Source organism: Sphingomonas parva (ex Maeng et al. 2020) (assembly GCF_004564275.1).
Taxonomy (GTDB): Bacteria; Pseudomonadota; Alphaproteobacteria; order Sphingomonadales; family Sphingomonadaceae; genus Allosphingosinicella; species Allosphingosinicella parva.
On the sequence record NZ_SPDV01000021.1, the window covers coordinates 46,799 to 61,014 of the forward strand.

Sequence of the window (14,216 nt, forward strand, 5' to 3'; positions counted from 1 at the left end):
TGCAAAAGGAGTTAACAGTGTTTGCCCAAGCGGCGCGTGCAAAGGGGGACTGACCCAATGAGCATCGACTTCATTCGTCCCGAAGTGGATGAACTGCGGCCCCGTATCTCTGTGATCGGGGTCGGTGGCGCCGGCGGTAACGCTGTCGCGAACATGATCGCCAACGACGTGCAGGGCGTCGATTTCATCGTCGCGAATACGGACGCGCAGGCGCTCAATGCTTCGCCGGCCGATCATCGCATCCAGCTCGGCCTTCGTATCACGCAAGGTCTCGGCGCGGGTTCGCGTCCCGAGATCGGCAAGGCGGCCGCGGAAGAGGCGATCCAGGAGATCGAGGAGGCGCTCGAGGGCGCCCACATGTGCTTCATCGCTGCCGGCATGGGCGGCGGCACCGGCACCGGCGCGGCGCCGGTGATCGCCAAGGCGGCGCGCGACAAGGGCGTGCTGACCGTCGGTGTCGTCACCAAGCCGTTCAGCTTCGAGGGCAATCGCCGCGGCCGCTCGGCCGACGCCGGCATCAACGAGCTCCAGCAGCACGTCGATACGCTGATCGTCATCCCGAACCAGAACCTGTTCCGCATCGCCAATCCGAACACGACCTTCAAGGAAGCGTTCGCGATGGCCGACGAGGTGCTCCAGCAGGGCGTCCGCGGCATCACCGACCTGATGGTCATGCCGGGCCTGATCAACCTCGACTTCGCCGACGTCCGCTCGGTGATGGGCGAAATGGGCAAGGCGATGATGGGCACGGGCGAGGCTTCGGGCGACAATCGCGCGATCGAGGCGGCCGAGAAGGCGATCGCCAACCCGCTGCTCGACGGCGTGTCGATGCGCGGCGCCCGCGGCGTGATCATCTCGATTACCGGCGGCGAGGACATGCGCCTGATGGAGGTCGACGAGGCCGCCAGCCACATCAAGGAACTGGTCGATCCGGACGCCAACATCATCTGGGGTTCGGCGTTCAACAGCGAGCTCGACGGCAAGATCCGCGTCTCGGTCGTCGCGACCGGCATCGAAGCGGAGGCCGTCACCCAGGCGCCGCCGCAGCCCGCCAAGGTCTTCGCTTTCCCCGGCGCCGGCCGCTCGTCCGAAGCCAAGGCCGGCGCGCCCGCGGCCGAGCTTCCGGTGACGCCGGCAGCGGAAGCCGCCGCTGCCGAGAGCGAGGCGCAGGCCGCGTCGGTTCCGGAGCTCGATCTCGCCGAAACGGCCGACGAGCTCAGCCTCGACACGCCAGCGCCCGAAGGCGACGACGAGCTGCTGCTCGACAGCGGTGCGGCGATTGCGCCGGACGAGGGCGAGAGCTTCATCGACGAGAATGTCGCGAGCGGACCCGAGAGCCGGGCTCCCGGCGGTACCCGCAGCTGGATCACCGGCGAGGAGGCTCCTGCGGCCGCGCCGCGCCCGGCGCGCGGCAACGCCGGCGGCGGCACCCTGTTCGAGCGGATGTCCAACATCGCCCGTGGCGCCGACAAGGCGCAGGTCGAGGAAGAGCCGGCGCCGCGGCTCCGTCGCGACCCGCTCGACATCCCCCGCTTCCTGGGGCGTCAGAACAACCAATAAGTCGCTTCCCGTCTAAGCGACGGAGAATCGGTGCTTTTTCGGGCGTCGCGGAGCCTTCCGCGGCGCCCGAACTGCAATGAAATCAATAGGTTCCCCCGCTTCATCGTTTCCGCGGACCGGCTGGGCGCACGCTCATTGCCCACTCAGCCGCGCTTCGTTCTAAGATGACGTCATGACGAAATCGCAGACGAGGGGCACCCGGTTCGGCCTTGCCATGCTGGGAGCGGGACTGATGCTGTCGGCCGTACCCGCCGGCGCACAGCTCGCGTCCGCCTTTCAGGAAAGCCCGAGCCAGGCGCTGTCGCGCCACCTCAAGAGCCTTGCCGCCAATCCGCAGAGCCTGGATCCGCTGATGGGCGCCGGCCGCGCCGCGCTCGCGCTCGGCGATGCCCAGGCCGCGCTCACCTTCTTCGGCCGCGCCGAGGAGATCGCGCCGCGCGACGGCCGCATCAAGATGTGGATGGGCTCGGCTCTGGTCCAGCTGCAGCAGCCGCAAGGCGCGCTCAAGTTCTTCGACCAGGCGGTGAGCCTCGGCGCTCCGGAGGCCGATGTGGCCGGCGAACGCGGCCTTGCCTGGGACATCAGCGGCGATCCCCGCCGCGCCCAGCGCGACTATCGCCTCGCCCTGCAGAAGGGCGCCAACCCCGAGGTCACCCGCCGTCTCGCTCTTTCATTGGCGCTGAGCGGCGAGCGTGAGCCGGCGCTGCGCCTGCTCGACGATCAGCTGCGCGTGCGCGATCGCGATGCGGAGCGGACACGCGCCCTGATCCTCGCCGCCACCGGCGATTCCGCCGGTGCGGTGCGCGCGGTCCAGGCCTCGATGCCGGGTGGACGCGGCAGCGCGATGGCCCCGTTCCTGGAGCGCCTGTCGGGTCTCAACGTCGCCGAGCGGGCGCGGGCGGTCCATCTCGGCGTCTTCCCGCAGTCGGGCCAGAGCGCCGGGCCGCTGCCGAACACCTACGCCGCGGCTGATCCGGTCGCTGCGGGGGCGACCGATCCGCGTCAGGCCGGCCTTGGCCGCAACCCCGATCCGAAGGCGCGCGACACCCAGCTCGCCAGCCGTGAGCCGGCGCCGGCGGGTCCCAGCGCGCGCGTCTCCTGGTCGGCCGGCAGCCGTGCGCTGAGCAGCGCCCGCCGCCAGCCCGAGGCGTCCAAGCCGGCAAGCAGCGGCGCACGATCGTCGAAGTCGGTGATCGCCGCGTCCTCGCAGTCCGCGCCTGCCGAGACGCCGCGTGAAACGAAGCTCGCGCCGGTCCCCGCTCGTGCCGAAACGGTGAAGGCCCCGGCGCCGGCCGCGACGCTGCCCGTTCAGATCGCCGCCAGCGTGCCGGCGCAGGGCACGCCCGCGGTGAACCCTGGTGCGGCGGCCGTCTCCCAGCCCACCGAAACCGCGGCTGCGATCCTGCAGCCCTCAGTTCCGTCTCGATCGCAGACCGGCTCGGCCGAGCCGCGGCCGATCGAGACCGCCGCGCTCGCACCGTCCGAGGCGCCGGCTTTCTCGCTCCCCACGGCGACCGAGCCTGCGTCCGAGTCCGCCGCGCCGGCAGACGAGGCCGCCGGCAGCCGGCTGGCCGACGTGGCCGCCACCGTCGCCGCTCTTCCGGACGTGATCGCCGAGCCTAAGCCGGCGCCCGCCAAGCCCGCCGCCGCCAAGCCGGCCGCTGCCAAGCCGGCACCCAAGGTCGCCGCGCCGCCGGCGAAGGAGGCGAAGACCGTGAAGACGGCTGCCGCCGAGAAGGACGACAAGGCCGCCAAGCCGGGTGCCGGCAAGGCCGCGACGCCGGCCAAGGCGCAGGCGACCGCGAAGAAGCCGGCACCGCCTGCCGAGCCGGCGCGGGTGTGGGTCCAGGTCGCCGGCGGCGCGCAGAAGGCGGCCCTGCCCCGCGAGTTCGACCGCCTCAAGGCGAAGGCGCCGAAATTGCTCGCCGCCCGCAGCGCATGGACGACGCCGCTCAAAGCCACTAACCGCCTCCTCGTCGGCCCCTTCAAGACCGAAAAGGAAGCGCAGGAATTCGTGAACGAGCTCGCCAAATCGAAACTCGACGGCTTCGCCTGGACGAGCGAGGCCGGTCAGAAGATCGAGAAGCTTCCCGCCAAGTGACGTCGCTTGCCGCTTGCGCCTGCGACCCTGCGGCGACGCGGGGCCGGCTCCACGGAGATTCGCAGGGCGGCACGCGCGGGCCGCGCGACGCCTTCCAGCGCGACCGCGACCGGATCATCCACTCGATCCCGTTCCGCCGCCTGCGCCACAAGACGCAGGTCTTCATCGCGCCGGACGGGGACCATTTCCGCGTCCGCCTGACCCACAGCCTGGAAGTGGCGCAGATCGGCCGTGTGATGGCGCGGGCGCTGGGGCTGAACGAAGACCTTACCGAAGCGCTCTGCCTCGCCCACGACATCGGCCATCCGCCGTTCGGCCATTCGGGCGAGGACGCGCTGGAAGAGGCGCTGGCCGAGGCCGGCGGCTTCGATCACAACGCCAACACCATTCGCCTGCTGACCAGGCTCGAGACGCCCTATCCGCGCCACCCGGGGCTGAACCTGAGCTGGGAGACGCTGGAGGGGCTCGCCAAGCACAATGGTCCGGTGGCGCAGCCGAGCTGGGCCCTGGCCGAGGCGGACGCCGAATTCCCGCTCGATCTCGCCACCTGGCCGAGCCTCGAGGCGCAGATCGCCGCAATCGCCGACGACATCGCCTACGACAATCACGACATCGACGACGGCCTGCGCTCCGGCCTGTTCTCGCTCGACGAGCTGCTGCAGGTGCCGTTCGTCGCCCGCGCCTGGGAGCGGGTGCGCGCGCGATACCCCGATCTCCCCGAGGAGCGGCTCCACCCCGAGCTGGTGCGGGACCAGATCGGCCTGATGGTCAACGACGTGCTCGAGGAGACGCAGCGGCGGGTGGCCGAGGCGGGCGTGCGCAATGTCGACGAGGTACGCGCCGCCGGCCGTGCCCTCGCGGGCTTCTCGGCGGCGCTCGAGGCTGAGGAGCGGCAGCTGAAGCGCTTCCTCTATGCCCATATGTACAATGCGCCGCCGGTCGCCGCCGTCCGTGTCGAGGCGCAGCGCGTCGTCGCCGGCCTCGCCGCGGCCTTCCGCGCCGATCCGTTGCTGCTTCCCCAGCAATGGCGCCCGGCCGAGAGCGGCAATGTCCCGACCCTGCGCGCCATCGGCGACTATATCGCAGGCATGACCGATCGTTTTGCGATCCGCGAGTATCGGCGCGTGGTCGGCGAGATCGATCTGCCCGAAGGCTTCTGACATGCGGATCGCGCTGGTCGGCGGAACCGGGCTGATCGGCGCATTGCTCGCGGAGCGGCTCGTCGCCGAGGGCCACGAGCTCCATCGCATCCAGCGCCGCGCCGCCGGCCGGGCAGGGGAGGAGCATGTCGCGCCGGCCGAGCGCTGGGGCGCGCTCACCGAGCAGCTGGCGCCGGAAGCGGCGATCTCGACCCTCGGCACCACGATCCGAAAGGCCGGCAGCCAGGCGGAGTTCCGCCGCGTCGACTTCGGCCTCGTCACCGAATTCGCGCGCGCCGCGCAACGCGCCGGGACCCGGCGGATGGTCTCCGTCTCCTCGGTCGGCGCCGACCCGGGATCGCGCAACTTCTACCTGCGCACCAAAGGCGAGATGGAGCGGCTGCTGGCGGGGCTCGGCTTCGCGCGCCTGGACCTTTTCCGCCCCGGCCTGCTGCGCGGCGAACGCGCAGGCGACCGCCGCGTCGGAGAGCGCATCGGCCTCGCGCTCAGCCCCGCCGCCAACCTGCTGCTGCGCGGACCGCTCAATCGCTTCGCGGCGATCGATGCGATGATCGTGGCCGATGCGATCGTCGCCGCCCTGGCGCTGCCGCCGGACGGCACCCACATCCACCACAATCGCGCAATCCGTGCGCTCGCCGGCCGGTGAGCGCCCGCCTTCAAATCCGCCGGCTCTTGGTCTAAGGCGCCGCTTCCTCACATCGGAAAACCGACAGACGTGACCCTCTACGCCCGCTTCGCCGCGCATATCGACGCGATCCTCGACGCTCTCGAAGCCGAAGGGCAGCTCCCTGCCGGCCTCGAGCGCAAGGCCGTCGCGGTGGAGCCGCCGCGCGATCCGGCCCATGGCGATCTCGCCACCAACGCGGCGATGGTGCTTGCCAAGCGCGCCGTCACGAACCCGCGCGCGCTCGCCGCGCTGATCGCGCCGAAGCTCGAGGCGCTGGACGAGGTGGCGAGCGCCGAGATCGCCGGGCCCGGCTTCATCAACATCCGGCTCGTCCCCACGCTCTGGCACGACGAGCTTCGCGCCATCCTGACGGACGGCGACGATTACGGCCGCTCGCGCCTCGGCCAGGGCACCCGGATCAACGTCGAATATGTCTCGGCGAATCCGACCGGCCCGATGCACATGGGCCATTGCCGCGGCGCCGTCGTCGGCGACGCGCTGGCCAGCCTGCTCGAATATGCGGGCTTCGACGTCGTCCGAGAATATTATGTCAACGACGCCGGCGCCCAGGTCGAGACGCTCGCCCGCTCGGTCCACCTGCGCTACCGCGAGGCGCTCGGCGAGGACATCGGCGCGATCCCGGAAGGCTATTATCCGGGCGACTATCTGAAGCCGGTCGGCGCGGCGCTCGCCGAGGAATATGGTGACCGCTACGTCGGCGCCGACGAGAGCGCGTGGCTGCCGCTGTTCCGCAAGGCCGCCGTCGCTCGGATGATGGACCAGATCCGTTCGGACCTCGCCCAGCTCGGCATCCGCCACGACATCTTCTCGCTCGAATCCGAGGTGATCGGCAGCGGCGCGGCCGATCGCGCTCTGGAGACGCTGCGGGCCAGGGGCCTCGTCTACGAGGGCATGCTCGAGGTCCCGAAGGGCAAGACGCCCGAGGATTGGGAGCCGGTCGAGCTCACCCTGTTCCGCTCCTCGCAATTCGGCGACGATCAGGATCGCCCGATGAAGAAGTCGGACGGCAGCTGGACCTATTTCGGCGTCGACGCGGCCTATCACCTCGCCAAGGCGGAGCGCTCCGACAGCCTCGTCAACATCTGGGGCGCGGATCACAGCGGTACCGTCAAGCGGATCCAGGCGGCGGTGCGCGCGCTCACCGACGGCAAGGTCGAGCTCGACGTCAAGCTGATCCAGATGGTCCGCCTGCTTCGCGCCGGCGAGCCGGTGAAGATGGGCAAGAGGCTCGGCACCTTCGTGACCCTGGCCGACGTGGTCGACGAGGTCGGCAAGGACGTCGTCCGCTTCACCATGCTGACCCGCAAGGCCGATGCGCAGATGGACTTCGATTTCGCCAAGGTGGTCGAGGCGTCGAAGGACAATCCGGTCTTCTATGTCCAATATGCGCACGCCCGGATCCGCTCGCTGCACCGCCGTGCCGCCGAGGCGGGGATCGATCTGTCGGCGACGCCGGATCTCGCCCTGCTCGACGACGAGGAGCTGGCTTTGGTCCGCCTCGCGGCGCAATTCCCGCGGATCGTCGAGGGCGCGGCCCTTGCCCACGAGCCGCACCGCATCGCCTTCTACCTCGCCGATCTCGCGGCAGCCCTCCACGCGCAGTGGAACAAGGGTAACGACGATCCCTCGCGGCGTTTCCTCCTGGCACAGAATCAGGAGCTTACCCGCGCACGTCTGGAACTCGCCTCGGCAATCGGGCAGATTGTCCGCAACGGGCTTGCCATCATGGGCGTGACGGCGGCCGAGGAGATGCAGTGATGACCGACGCGCGCGCCGATGATGCCACTCCGTTCGAGGAGGACCGCCTGCCCTGGCTGGAGGCGGTCGAGGACGACGACGGAGGCGACGGGCCTTCGGCGCTGAAGATGATCGTCGGCGTGCTGATCGCGCTCGCGGGGATCGGCGCGATCGTCGGCGGCATCTTCTGGATGAACAATCGCAGCGACCAGCTCGCCGGCGGCGACGCCGAGCTGATCAAGGCGCCCGAGGGCGATTACAAGGTTCGCCCCGACGATCCCGGCGGGATGGCCGTCGAAGGCGAGGGCGACACCGCCTTCGCCGCCAGCGAGGGCGCCGATCCGAAGGGCGCGATCAACACCAATGCGGTCGCCGAGGCGCCGGTCGGCCCCGGCTCGCAGCCGCAGCCGAGCGCGCCGGCGCAGCCGAAGAGCGGCCCATTGATCGCCGCTCCGGCCCCGACCAACGCGCCCGCCGCGACCGCGACCGCGACCGCGACCCCGCCGGCCGCCGGCCCGGGCGGAACCGTGCAGCTCGGCGCCTTCTCCAGCCAGGCGAGCGCCAATTCGGCGTGGAAGGCGCTGTCCGGACGGTTCGCCTATCTGGCGCCGCTGTCGCACAGCGTCGTTCCGGTCACCGCCGGCGGCAAGACGCTCTACCGCCTGCGGGCGAGCGGTCCCGGCGCGGGCGACATCTGCGGCCGGCTCCGCGTCGCCGGCGAATCCTGTGTAAGCGTGGACTAGGACAGACCCGAACGTGCAACCGGCGATCTATGGCTTCGAAGGCGAACGGCTGACCGAGGACGAGCGGAGCTTCTTCCGCGACGTGGATCCCGCCAGCTACATCCTGTTCAGGCGCAACATCGCCGATCGCGAGCAGCTGCGCGCGCTGACCGACGATCTGCGCACCATCCACGGCCGCGACGAGCTGCCGATCCTGATCGATCAGGAAGGCGGCCGCGTCGCCCGGATGCGTCCGCCAATATGGCCGGCCTTCCCGCCCGGCCAGGCCTTCGCCGATCTCTACGCCAAGGCGCCGATGAGCGCGATCGAGGCGGCGCGCGCCAATGCCCAGGCGATTGCGGTGATGCTGCGCGAGGTCGGCGTGAACGTCGATGCCCTGCCCCTGCTCGACGTCCGGCGCGAGGGCGCGCACGACATCATCGGCGATCGCGCGCTCGGCTCGGAGCCGATGCAGGTCGCCGCCCTCGGCCGCGCGGTGATCGAGGGCCTGCGCGCCGGCGGCGTCGTCGGCATCGTCAAGCACATGCCCGGCCACGGCCGCTCGATGAGCGACAGCCATGTCGAGCTTCCGGTCGTGCCGGCCTCCGAGACCGAGCTGGAGGACGACCTCGCGCCGTTCCGCACCCTCGCCGATGCGCCCATGGGGATGACCGCCCATGTCGTCTACACGGCATGGGACCGCGAGCGCCCGGGCAGCCTCTCGCCGGTCGTGATCGGCGAGATCATCCGCGGGCGGATCGGCTTCGACGGGCTGCTGATGTCCGACGATCTGTGCATGCACGCTCTGACCGGCGGCTTCGACGAGCGGGCTCGGGGCGTGCTCGCCGCCGGCTGCGATCTCGCGCTCCATTGCTCGGGCGACATGGCCGAGATGGTCCAGATGGCGTCGGCGCTCGGGGAGATCGACGAACGCTCGCGCGCGCGGCTGGAGCGCGCGATGGCGACGATCCGCGGCGACGCGGACACGGCCTCCTATGACGAGCTGGCCGAAAAGCGGGATTCGCTTCTGGCCTACGCCTGAGCGCTGGCTTACCCTCGCGCCGTGACGGCGAGGAGAGCGTGATGCGGAGCAGGAACGGGCGGGCCACGGCGCTCGCGCTCGCGTTTTCCTCGATCCTGCTGCCGCCGCAGGTCGCCGCCCAAGCGCCCCCGGTCGATTGCGCCGCGGTCGCCGCCGAGCGCGCGCAGATCGCCGCGCAGCTCCAGGTCCTTCGGCAGGAGATCGCCGATATCGCTCTGGGCAAGGCGCCCCGCCGCAAGGTCCGAGTGTCGGGCGGCGATGCCGCGCGCGGCGCGGCCGGCGCCGCGGCAGGACTCCTTCTGCCTTTCCCGCTGGGGCTGCTCGCCGGCGCCGGGGCGGCTGCGACCAAGGACAGGAAGCCGAAGGCCGATCCGCCCGGCCCCGACGTGCCGGCGATGATCGAACGGCAGCAGGCGCTCGAGGCGCGCCTCGCCGAGCTGTCCGCCGCCGGCTGCGGCTGATTCCGCTCGTCGGCATCGCGCAACGGATCGTCGCGGCGCCGGGAAACGCGCGGGCAGGGCAGCGTTCAATGCCGCGGACTGAGAGCAAGGTCCCCCTGCCTTGGTCGATCCGGCTGCCACCGGTCCGACCAAGGGTGACTGGAGGCGTCCCGGCGCGGGTTTTTTCCTCCCCCCGCCGGGACGCCGTTTTCCTTTCTAGAAGCCGATCCGGCCGCCCAGCGAGAGCACGACCACATGGGCGTCGCCCGTCCTCCCCGCGGTAAGGACGTCGGTCTGCGCCGGCGTGCCGGCGTAGAAGGTCTCGTCCCTGGCGATCGGCGCGGCCTCCGGATCGGTGAAGCCGATCGCCGCGTCGAGCACGGCGCTCCGGCCGAGCCGGTAGCTCAGCCCGGCATTGTAGTTGATCCGATTGCCGTCCGGCACACGCGCATCGCGGCTGGCGTCGCGGGTCGGCGTCTGGTCGAACTGGATGCCGGCGCGCACGGTCAGCGCGTCGGAGACCTTGCCGTCGATCCCGAAGGCGTGGCTCCAGGTGTTGCGATAGCCTTCGGCGATGAAGCTGCTCAGCGGCGCGGCGAGGTCGATCCGGTCGAACTCGCTCCAGCCGAAGCGCACCATTTGGGCGTTGAGCGTGACTCGGTCGGTCACCGCCGCCCGGCCGCCGACGATCAGCTGCCACGGCGTGCTGAACGTCGCGGTGGTCTCCGCCGCGAAGTTGCGCGCCGCGAGCGGGCCGGCGAGGCCGCTGATCGAGACATTGCCCTTCAGGCTGTGCTCGATCGCGCTCTTGTAGGAGAGGCCGAGGGTCACCCGCTTCGCCGGCCGCAGCTGCGCGCCGGCGCTCCAGCCGAGATCCACGCCGTCGCCGGTGAGGCGGAGCCGGCCATCGGGCGAGCCCGGCGCGAGGTTCGGCAAGGCGTTGGACAGCCACGCATCGGCATATTCGACGTTGAGCGCGGCGCCGAGGCTGAGCCAGTCGGTCGCGGCGTAGGCGATCGAGGGCTGCACATCGACGCTGAACAGGCGGGTGCGGATCGCCGAATAGCGCTGCCAGCCGCTCGGATCGTAATCGGTCGTGAAGCTGTAGGGCGAGGCGACGGTGAGGCCGATCGAAAGCCGGTCGGCCAGGCGCACGGCCACCGATCCGCTCGGCAGTACGCCCTTGACGATCGGGTCGTGCATCACCGCCGCTCCACCCACCGGTGCCGGCGCGACGACCGGGCGGTCGATCAGCGTGCCCTGGTCGACGACCTGGCCGTTGGGCAGGATCGCGGTCGCGCCGAAGGCGGCATCGATCTTCAGGTTCTCGCGGCCTTCCTCGGCCCAGCCGGTCGCGGCCGGGTTCCACCACAGCGACGCCGGACCCTGGTCCGCCACCTCGCCGCTATTGGCTCGCCCCCATCCCCTAACCGATTGTTCCTGAAGGTAGAAACCGGCGGCTTCGGCCGGCTGCCAGGCCGTTAAGAGACACGCGCCGGCAGTCCCGAAAAGCGACAGCGCCTGGATGCGGCGCGTCGCCGACCGACTTGAATTACGCATTGATACCCCATCGATGAAAGCGCCGGCGCCCCCCGCCGGCCGCAGGACGATTACGGGCGAGGCCCTTGTTTCTCAAGCTGTTTTGGCGCGTCGGAAGGTGTTTCGGCGACCCCGGAGCAAAAGCCCGTCCGACCGGGACCTTCGCGCCACACTGGACCAAGTAAAGTTGCGAATGGGGATTGGCCCGATTGTCGCCGCAGGTTTGATATGGTTACAAGCATGTAAACCAAATGTCTGGGGGCAAACGATGAATCAGTTTTTCAGTCTGGAGGCGGCAGGCGAAGCCGAGTCGCTCCCGGGCGCCTTCGATTCGTCGGGCGGCGCCGTACTTCCCACCCGCCCCGCCGGCGCGCCGGCGGGGCGCCTGCTCGACCTCGGCCAGCTCGAGGTCCGCTGGGACGCGGCGGCGAGCGCCTTGTGGACCTGGATGACACCGGTCGATCGGCCGAACTTCAATCCGGCGATGCTGCGCGACTTCCAGCGTTGGCAGGCCGGCATCCGCGAGAGCTTCGCGGGCCCCGAAGCGGCGCTCAAATACCTCGTCCTCGGCTCGCGCTTCCCGGGCATCTACAATCTCGGCGGCGATCTCGACCTGTTCGCCGGCTTCATCGCCCGCGGCGACCGCGAAGGCCTGGTGCGCTACGGCCGCGACTGCGTCTCGATCCTCCACAACAACATGCGCGCGCTCGATCTTCCTCTGGTCACCATCGCTCTGGTGCAGGGCGACGCCCTCGGCGGCGGCTTCGAGGCGGTGCTCTCGTTCAACGTCATCGTCGCCGAGCGCGGCGCCCGCTTCGGCCTGCCGGAGATCGCCTTCGGCCTGTTTCCGGGCATGGGCGCGCATTGCCTGCTGACCCGCAAGCTGGGCGCCGCCAAGGCCGAGCAGATGATGCTCTCCAACCGCCTCTATTCGGCCGAGGAGATGTACGAGCTCGGCCTGGTCCACATCCTCGCCGAGCCGGGCGAGGGCGAGGAAGCGGTGCGCGCCTATATCGCCAAGAACGGCCGCAAGCAGACCGGGCACCACGGCATCTACCAGGCCTCCGGGCTGATCGCTCCGATCACGCTCGAGGAGCTCGAGGCGGTGGTGGACGTCTGGGCCGACGCCGCGCTCAGCCTGACGCCGAGCGATCTCAAGCTGATGAAGCGCCTCGTCGAGGCCCAGTCCCGCCTCGCCGCGGTCTGACGTCGCGGGCCGGCGCGGCAGCGCTGGTCCGCCGGTCCCGCCTCAGGCGCGGCGCTGGAGGACCTCGACCTCGGCCGACCAGATTTCGCCTTTCGCCTGGGCCTCCAGCCTCCGCCGGATCACGTCCTCGCGCGACGGCCGGCCGAGGTAGAAGCCCTGCGCCGCGGTGCAGCGGGCGCCGGTGACGTAGCCGAGCTGGGTCTCGGTCTCGATGCCTTCCGCGACGATCTCCATGTCGAGCTCGGCGGCGAGACCGACGAGCGCGTGGATGATCGCCCGCGCTTCCTTCGATCGGGTGACGTCGGCGATGAAGCTGGTGTCGATCTTGATCTTGTCGAAGCGATATTTCTTCAAATAGGCCAGCGACGAATAGCCGGTCCCGAAATCGTCGATCGACAGCTTGAGCCCGATCTTCTGGAATTCGCGGATCAGCGTATTGGCCTGGGCATTGTCCTCCAGCAGCACCGATTCGGTGATCTCGAGCTCCAGCCGGTCGGCCGAGAGGCCGCTGGTGTAGAGCGACGACAGGATCATGTGCGAGAGGTGCAGGTCCTTGAGCAGGGCGGGCGACATGTTGACCGCCACCGTCACGCCGCCCGGCCATTGCGCCGCGGCGTTGCAGGCCTGGGCGAGAACCCAGTGGCTGAGCGGGGCAATCAGGCCGGTGCTCTCGGCGACGGGGATGAACTTGGCCGGGCTGATCGGGCCGAGCTCCGGATGGTTCCAGCGCAGCAGCGCTTCGCAGCAGCTGACCTTCCCGGTGCGCAGGTCGACGATCGGCTGGTAATGGACCTCCAGCTCCTCCTTCTCGATCGCGACGCGCAGCGCCGCTTCCAGGTTGCGGAGCTCGTGGAACTGGTGCTCCATCGTCTCCTCGAACAGGCAGAAGTCGTTCCGCCCGTTCGCCTTGGCGTGGTAGAGCGCCATGTCGGCGTGCTGCAGCAGCGTGTCGCCGTCGCTGCCGTGATCGGGCGCGACCGCGGCGCCGACCGATCCGGTGACCTGCAGCGAGACTCCGTCGATGTTCATCGGCAGCGAGAGGCCGCGCATCACCTCCCGCGCGAGATCCTGGACGAAGCGCTTCGAGCGGCCGCGGGCGAGCAGGACGAACTCGTCGCCGCCGAAGCGCGCCACCGAGCCGCGACCGTCGACGATCGACGAGAGCTGCCGCGCCATCGTGCACAGCACCCGGTCGCCGGTCGGGTGGCCGAGCGAATCGTTGATCTCCTTGAACTTGTCGAGATCGACCCAGAGCACGGCGAGCGTCTCGCCCTTGGCGATCGCATCGGCGAGCTCGGTCGCCAGCCGCTCCTGGAAGGCGCCGCGATTCTCGAGGCCGGTCATCGTGTCGAAGCGGGCGAGCCGCTCGAACCGCGCGGTCAGCCTTTTCTGCTCGTGAGTCGCCGACATCGCCTTCAGCACGGCCGAATAGGTCTGCAGCGTGATGTCGATCATGCCGACGATGAAGGTGCAGAAGACGAAGCCCAGCACCCAGCGCAGCGGGTCGTCGCTGATCAGCAGGCCGATCGCGATCGGTGCGGTCGCCAGCGAGAGCTGGACGATGGCGATGATCGGCCGGGCCGCATTGCGCCCGCAGATGCCGGCGGCGTAGCCGGTGGCGAGCGACGCCGCCATCAGATGGTAGAGCGCATTGTCGCTGCGCAACATGGTCGCGAGGGTGAGCAGGCCGAGCAGCAGCGCATAGGCCCAGGCGCCGAACTCGTAGACCACTTCGGAGCGGGTCCGCTCGTCGGTCGCCTCGCGCACCCGCGCGCGGAAGAAGACGGCATGGGCGACACGTCCGATGCCGGTCAGCGAAATGGCGAGGGCGAACATCTGCAGCCACGGATCGCCCGAGCTGATCGCGATTGCCGCCGATACGATCGCGCCGGCGAGCGCGCCCGCGGCCAGCGAGGTCGGTGAAATGAACAAGGTGTCGACCAGCGAGCGCCGGACCTCGTCCGCCACCGTCCTGTCGATCTTTCCGATTTCGCGCAACTTGCCGATGATGCTGGCCAAA

11 protein-coding genes are annotated in these 14,216 nt (G+C 70.0%); 9 read left to right on the forward strand and 2 right to left on the reverse strand.

The genetic code is table 11. From position 1 onward, the window contains the following. The first annotated feature begins 57 nt into the window (after positions 1 to 57). The 8 genes from ftsZ to E2493_RS12215 all read left to right on the forward strand — a co-directional run bounded on the left by ftsZ (position 58) and on the right by E2493_RS12215 (position 9,471). Positions 58 to 1,560: a cell division protein FtsZ gene (ftsZ, locus tag E2493_RS12180; RefSeq protein ID WP_135087142.1), complete on the forward strand. Its 1,503-nt coding sequence runs from the start codon at positions 58 to 60 to the stop codon at positions 1,558 to 1,560. Between the two features lie 172 nt (positions 1,561 to 1,732). Continuing rightward, a complete protein-coding gene (locus E2493_RS12185; protein ID WP_135087144.1) occupies positions 1,733 to 3,661 on the forward strand; it encodes an SPOR domain-containing protein in 1,929 nt (642 codons plus the stop codon). Beyond that, positions 3,658 to 4,821 (forward strand): deoxyguanosinetriphosphate triphosphohydrolase, encoded by a 1,164-nt coding sequence (locus tag E2493_RS12190; protein ID WP_135087146.1) that lies wholly within the window; start codon positions 3,658 to 3,660, stop codon positions 4,819 to 4,821. The genes E2493_RS12185 and E2493_RS12190 overlap by 4 nt, the downstream gene beginning before the upstream one ends. A gap of 1 nt (position 4,822) precedes the next feature. Continuing rightward, the gene (locus tag E2493_RS12195; protein ID WP_135087148.1) at positions 4,823 to 5,467 is read left to right on the forward strand and encodes an NAD-dependent epimerase/dehydratase family protein; all 645 of its coding nucleotides are present in this window, start codon (positions 4,823 to 4,825) and stop codon (positions 5,465 to 5,467) included. Positions 5,468 to 5,536: 69 nt separating this feature from the next. Continuing rightward, positions 5,537 to 7,267, forward strand: a complete 1,731-nt coding sequence (gene argS / locus E2493_RS12200) for an arginine--tRNA ligase (RefSeq protein WP_135087150.1) — start codon at positions 5,537 to 5,539, stop codon at positions 7,265 to 7,267. After that, positions 7,267 to 7,989 carry an SPOR domain-containing protein gene (locus E2493_RS12205; RefSeq protein WP_135087152.1) on the forward strand — a complete coding sequence of 241 codons (723 nt, stop codon included), beginning with the start codon at positions 7,267 to 7,269 and terminating at the stop codon, positions 7,987 to 7,989. Before argS ends, E2493_RS12205 begins: the two co-directional genes overlap by 1 nt. Positions 7,990 to 8,002: 13 nt before the next feature. After that, positions 8,003 to 9,010 carry a beta-N-acetylhexosaminidase gene (gene nagZ, locus E2493_RS12210; RefSeq protein WP_135087154.1) on the forward strand — a complete coding sequence of 336 codons (1,008 nt, stop codon included), beginning with the start codon at positions 8,003 to 8,005 and terminating at the stop codon, positions 9,008 to 9,010. Between the two features lie 41 nt (positions 9,011 to 9,051). Beyond that, the gene (locus tag E2493_RS12215) at positions 9,052 to 9,471 is read left to right on the forward strand and encodes a hypothetical protein (RefSeq protein WP_135087156.1); all 420 of its coding nucleotides are present in this window, start codon (positions 9,052 to 9,054) and stop codon (positions 9,469 to 9,471) included. 195 nt (positions 9,472 to 9,666) lie between these two features. Here E2493_RS12215 and E2493_RS12220 read toward each other — a convergent pair whose 3' ends face one another. Beyond that, the gene (locus E2493_RS12220; protein ID WP_135087158.1) at positions 9,667 to 11,010 is read right to left on the reverse strand and encodes an OmpP1/FadL family transporter; all 1,344 of its coding nucleotides are present in this window, start codon (positions 11,008 to 11,010) and stop codon (positions 9,667 to 9,669) included. 247 nt (positions 11,011 to 11,257) lie between these two features. On the opposite strand from E2493_RS12220, the gene E2493_RS12225 reads away from it, so the two are divergent. Then, on the forward strand, positions 11,258 to 12,196 hold the full coding sequence (locus E2493_RS12225; RefSeq protein WP_135087160.1) for a crotonase/enoyl-CoA hydratase family protein: 939 nt from the start codon (positions 11,258 to 11,260) through the stop codon (positions 12,194 to 12,196). 42 nt (positions 12,197 to 12,238) lie between these two features. On the opposite strand, the gene E2493_RS12230 is transcribed toward E2493_RS12225, so the two are convergent. Further along, positions 12,239 to 14,215: a putative bifunctional diguanylate cyclase/phosphodiesterase gene (locus E2493_RS12230; protein WP_167737503.1), complete on the reverse strand. Its 1,977-nt coding sequence runs from the start codon at positions 14,213 to 14,215 to the stop codon at positions 12,239 to 12,241. Between the last annotated feature and the right edge of the window lies 1 nt (position 14,216).

Bases quoted from the DNA above. Each gene is read 5' to 3' on its own strand.
- ftsZ (WP_135087142.1), top strand. From the start codon at position 58: ATGAGCATCGACTTCATTCGTCCCGAAGTGGATGAACTGCGGCCCCGT.
- E2493_RS12185 (WP_135087144.1), top strand. From the start codon at position 1,733: ATGACGAAATCGCAGACGAGGGGCACCCGGTTCGGCCTTGCCATGCTG.
- E2493_RS12195 (WP_135087148.1), top strand. From the start codon at position 4,823: ATGCGGATCGCGCTGGTCGGCGGAACCGGGCTGATCGGCGCATTGCTC.
- E2493_RS12205 (WP_135087152.1), top strand. From the start codon at position 7,267: ATGACCGACGCGCGCGCCGATGATGCCACTCCGTTCGAGGAGGACCGC.
- E2493_RS12215 (WP_135087156.1), top strand. From the start codon at position 9,052: ATGCGGAGCAGGAACGGGCGGGCCACGGCGCTCGCGCTCGCGTTTTCC.
- E2493_RS12220 (WP_135087158.1), bottom strand. From the start codon at position 11,010: ATGCGTAATTCAAGTCGGTCGGCGACGCGCCGCATCCAGGCGCTGTCG.
- E2493_RS12225 (WP_135087160.1), top strand. From the start codon at position 11,258: ATGAATCAGTTTTTCAGTCTGGAGGCGGCAGGCGAAGCCGAGTCGCTC.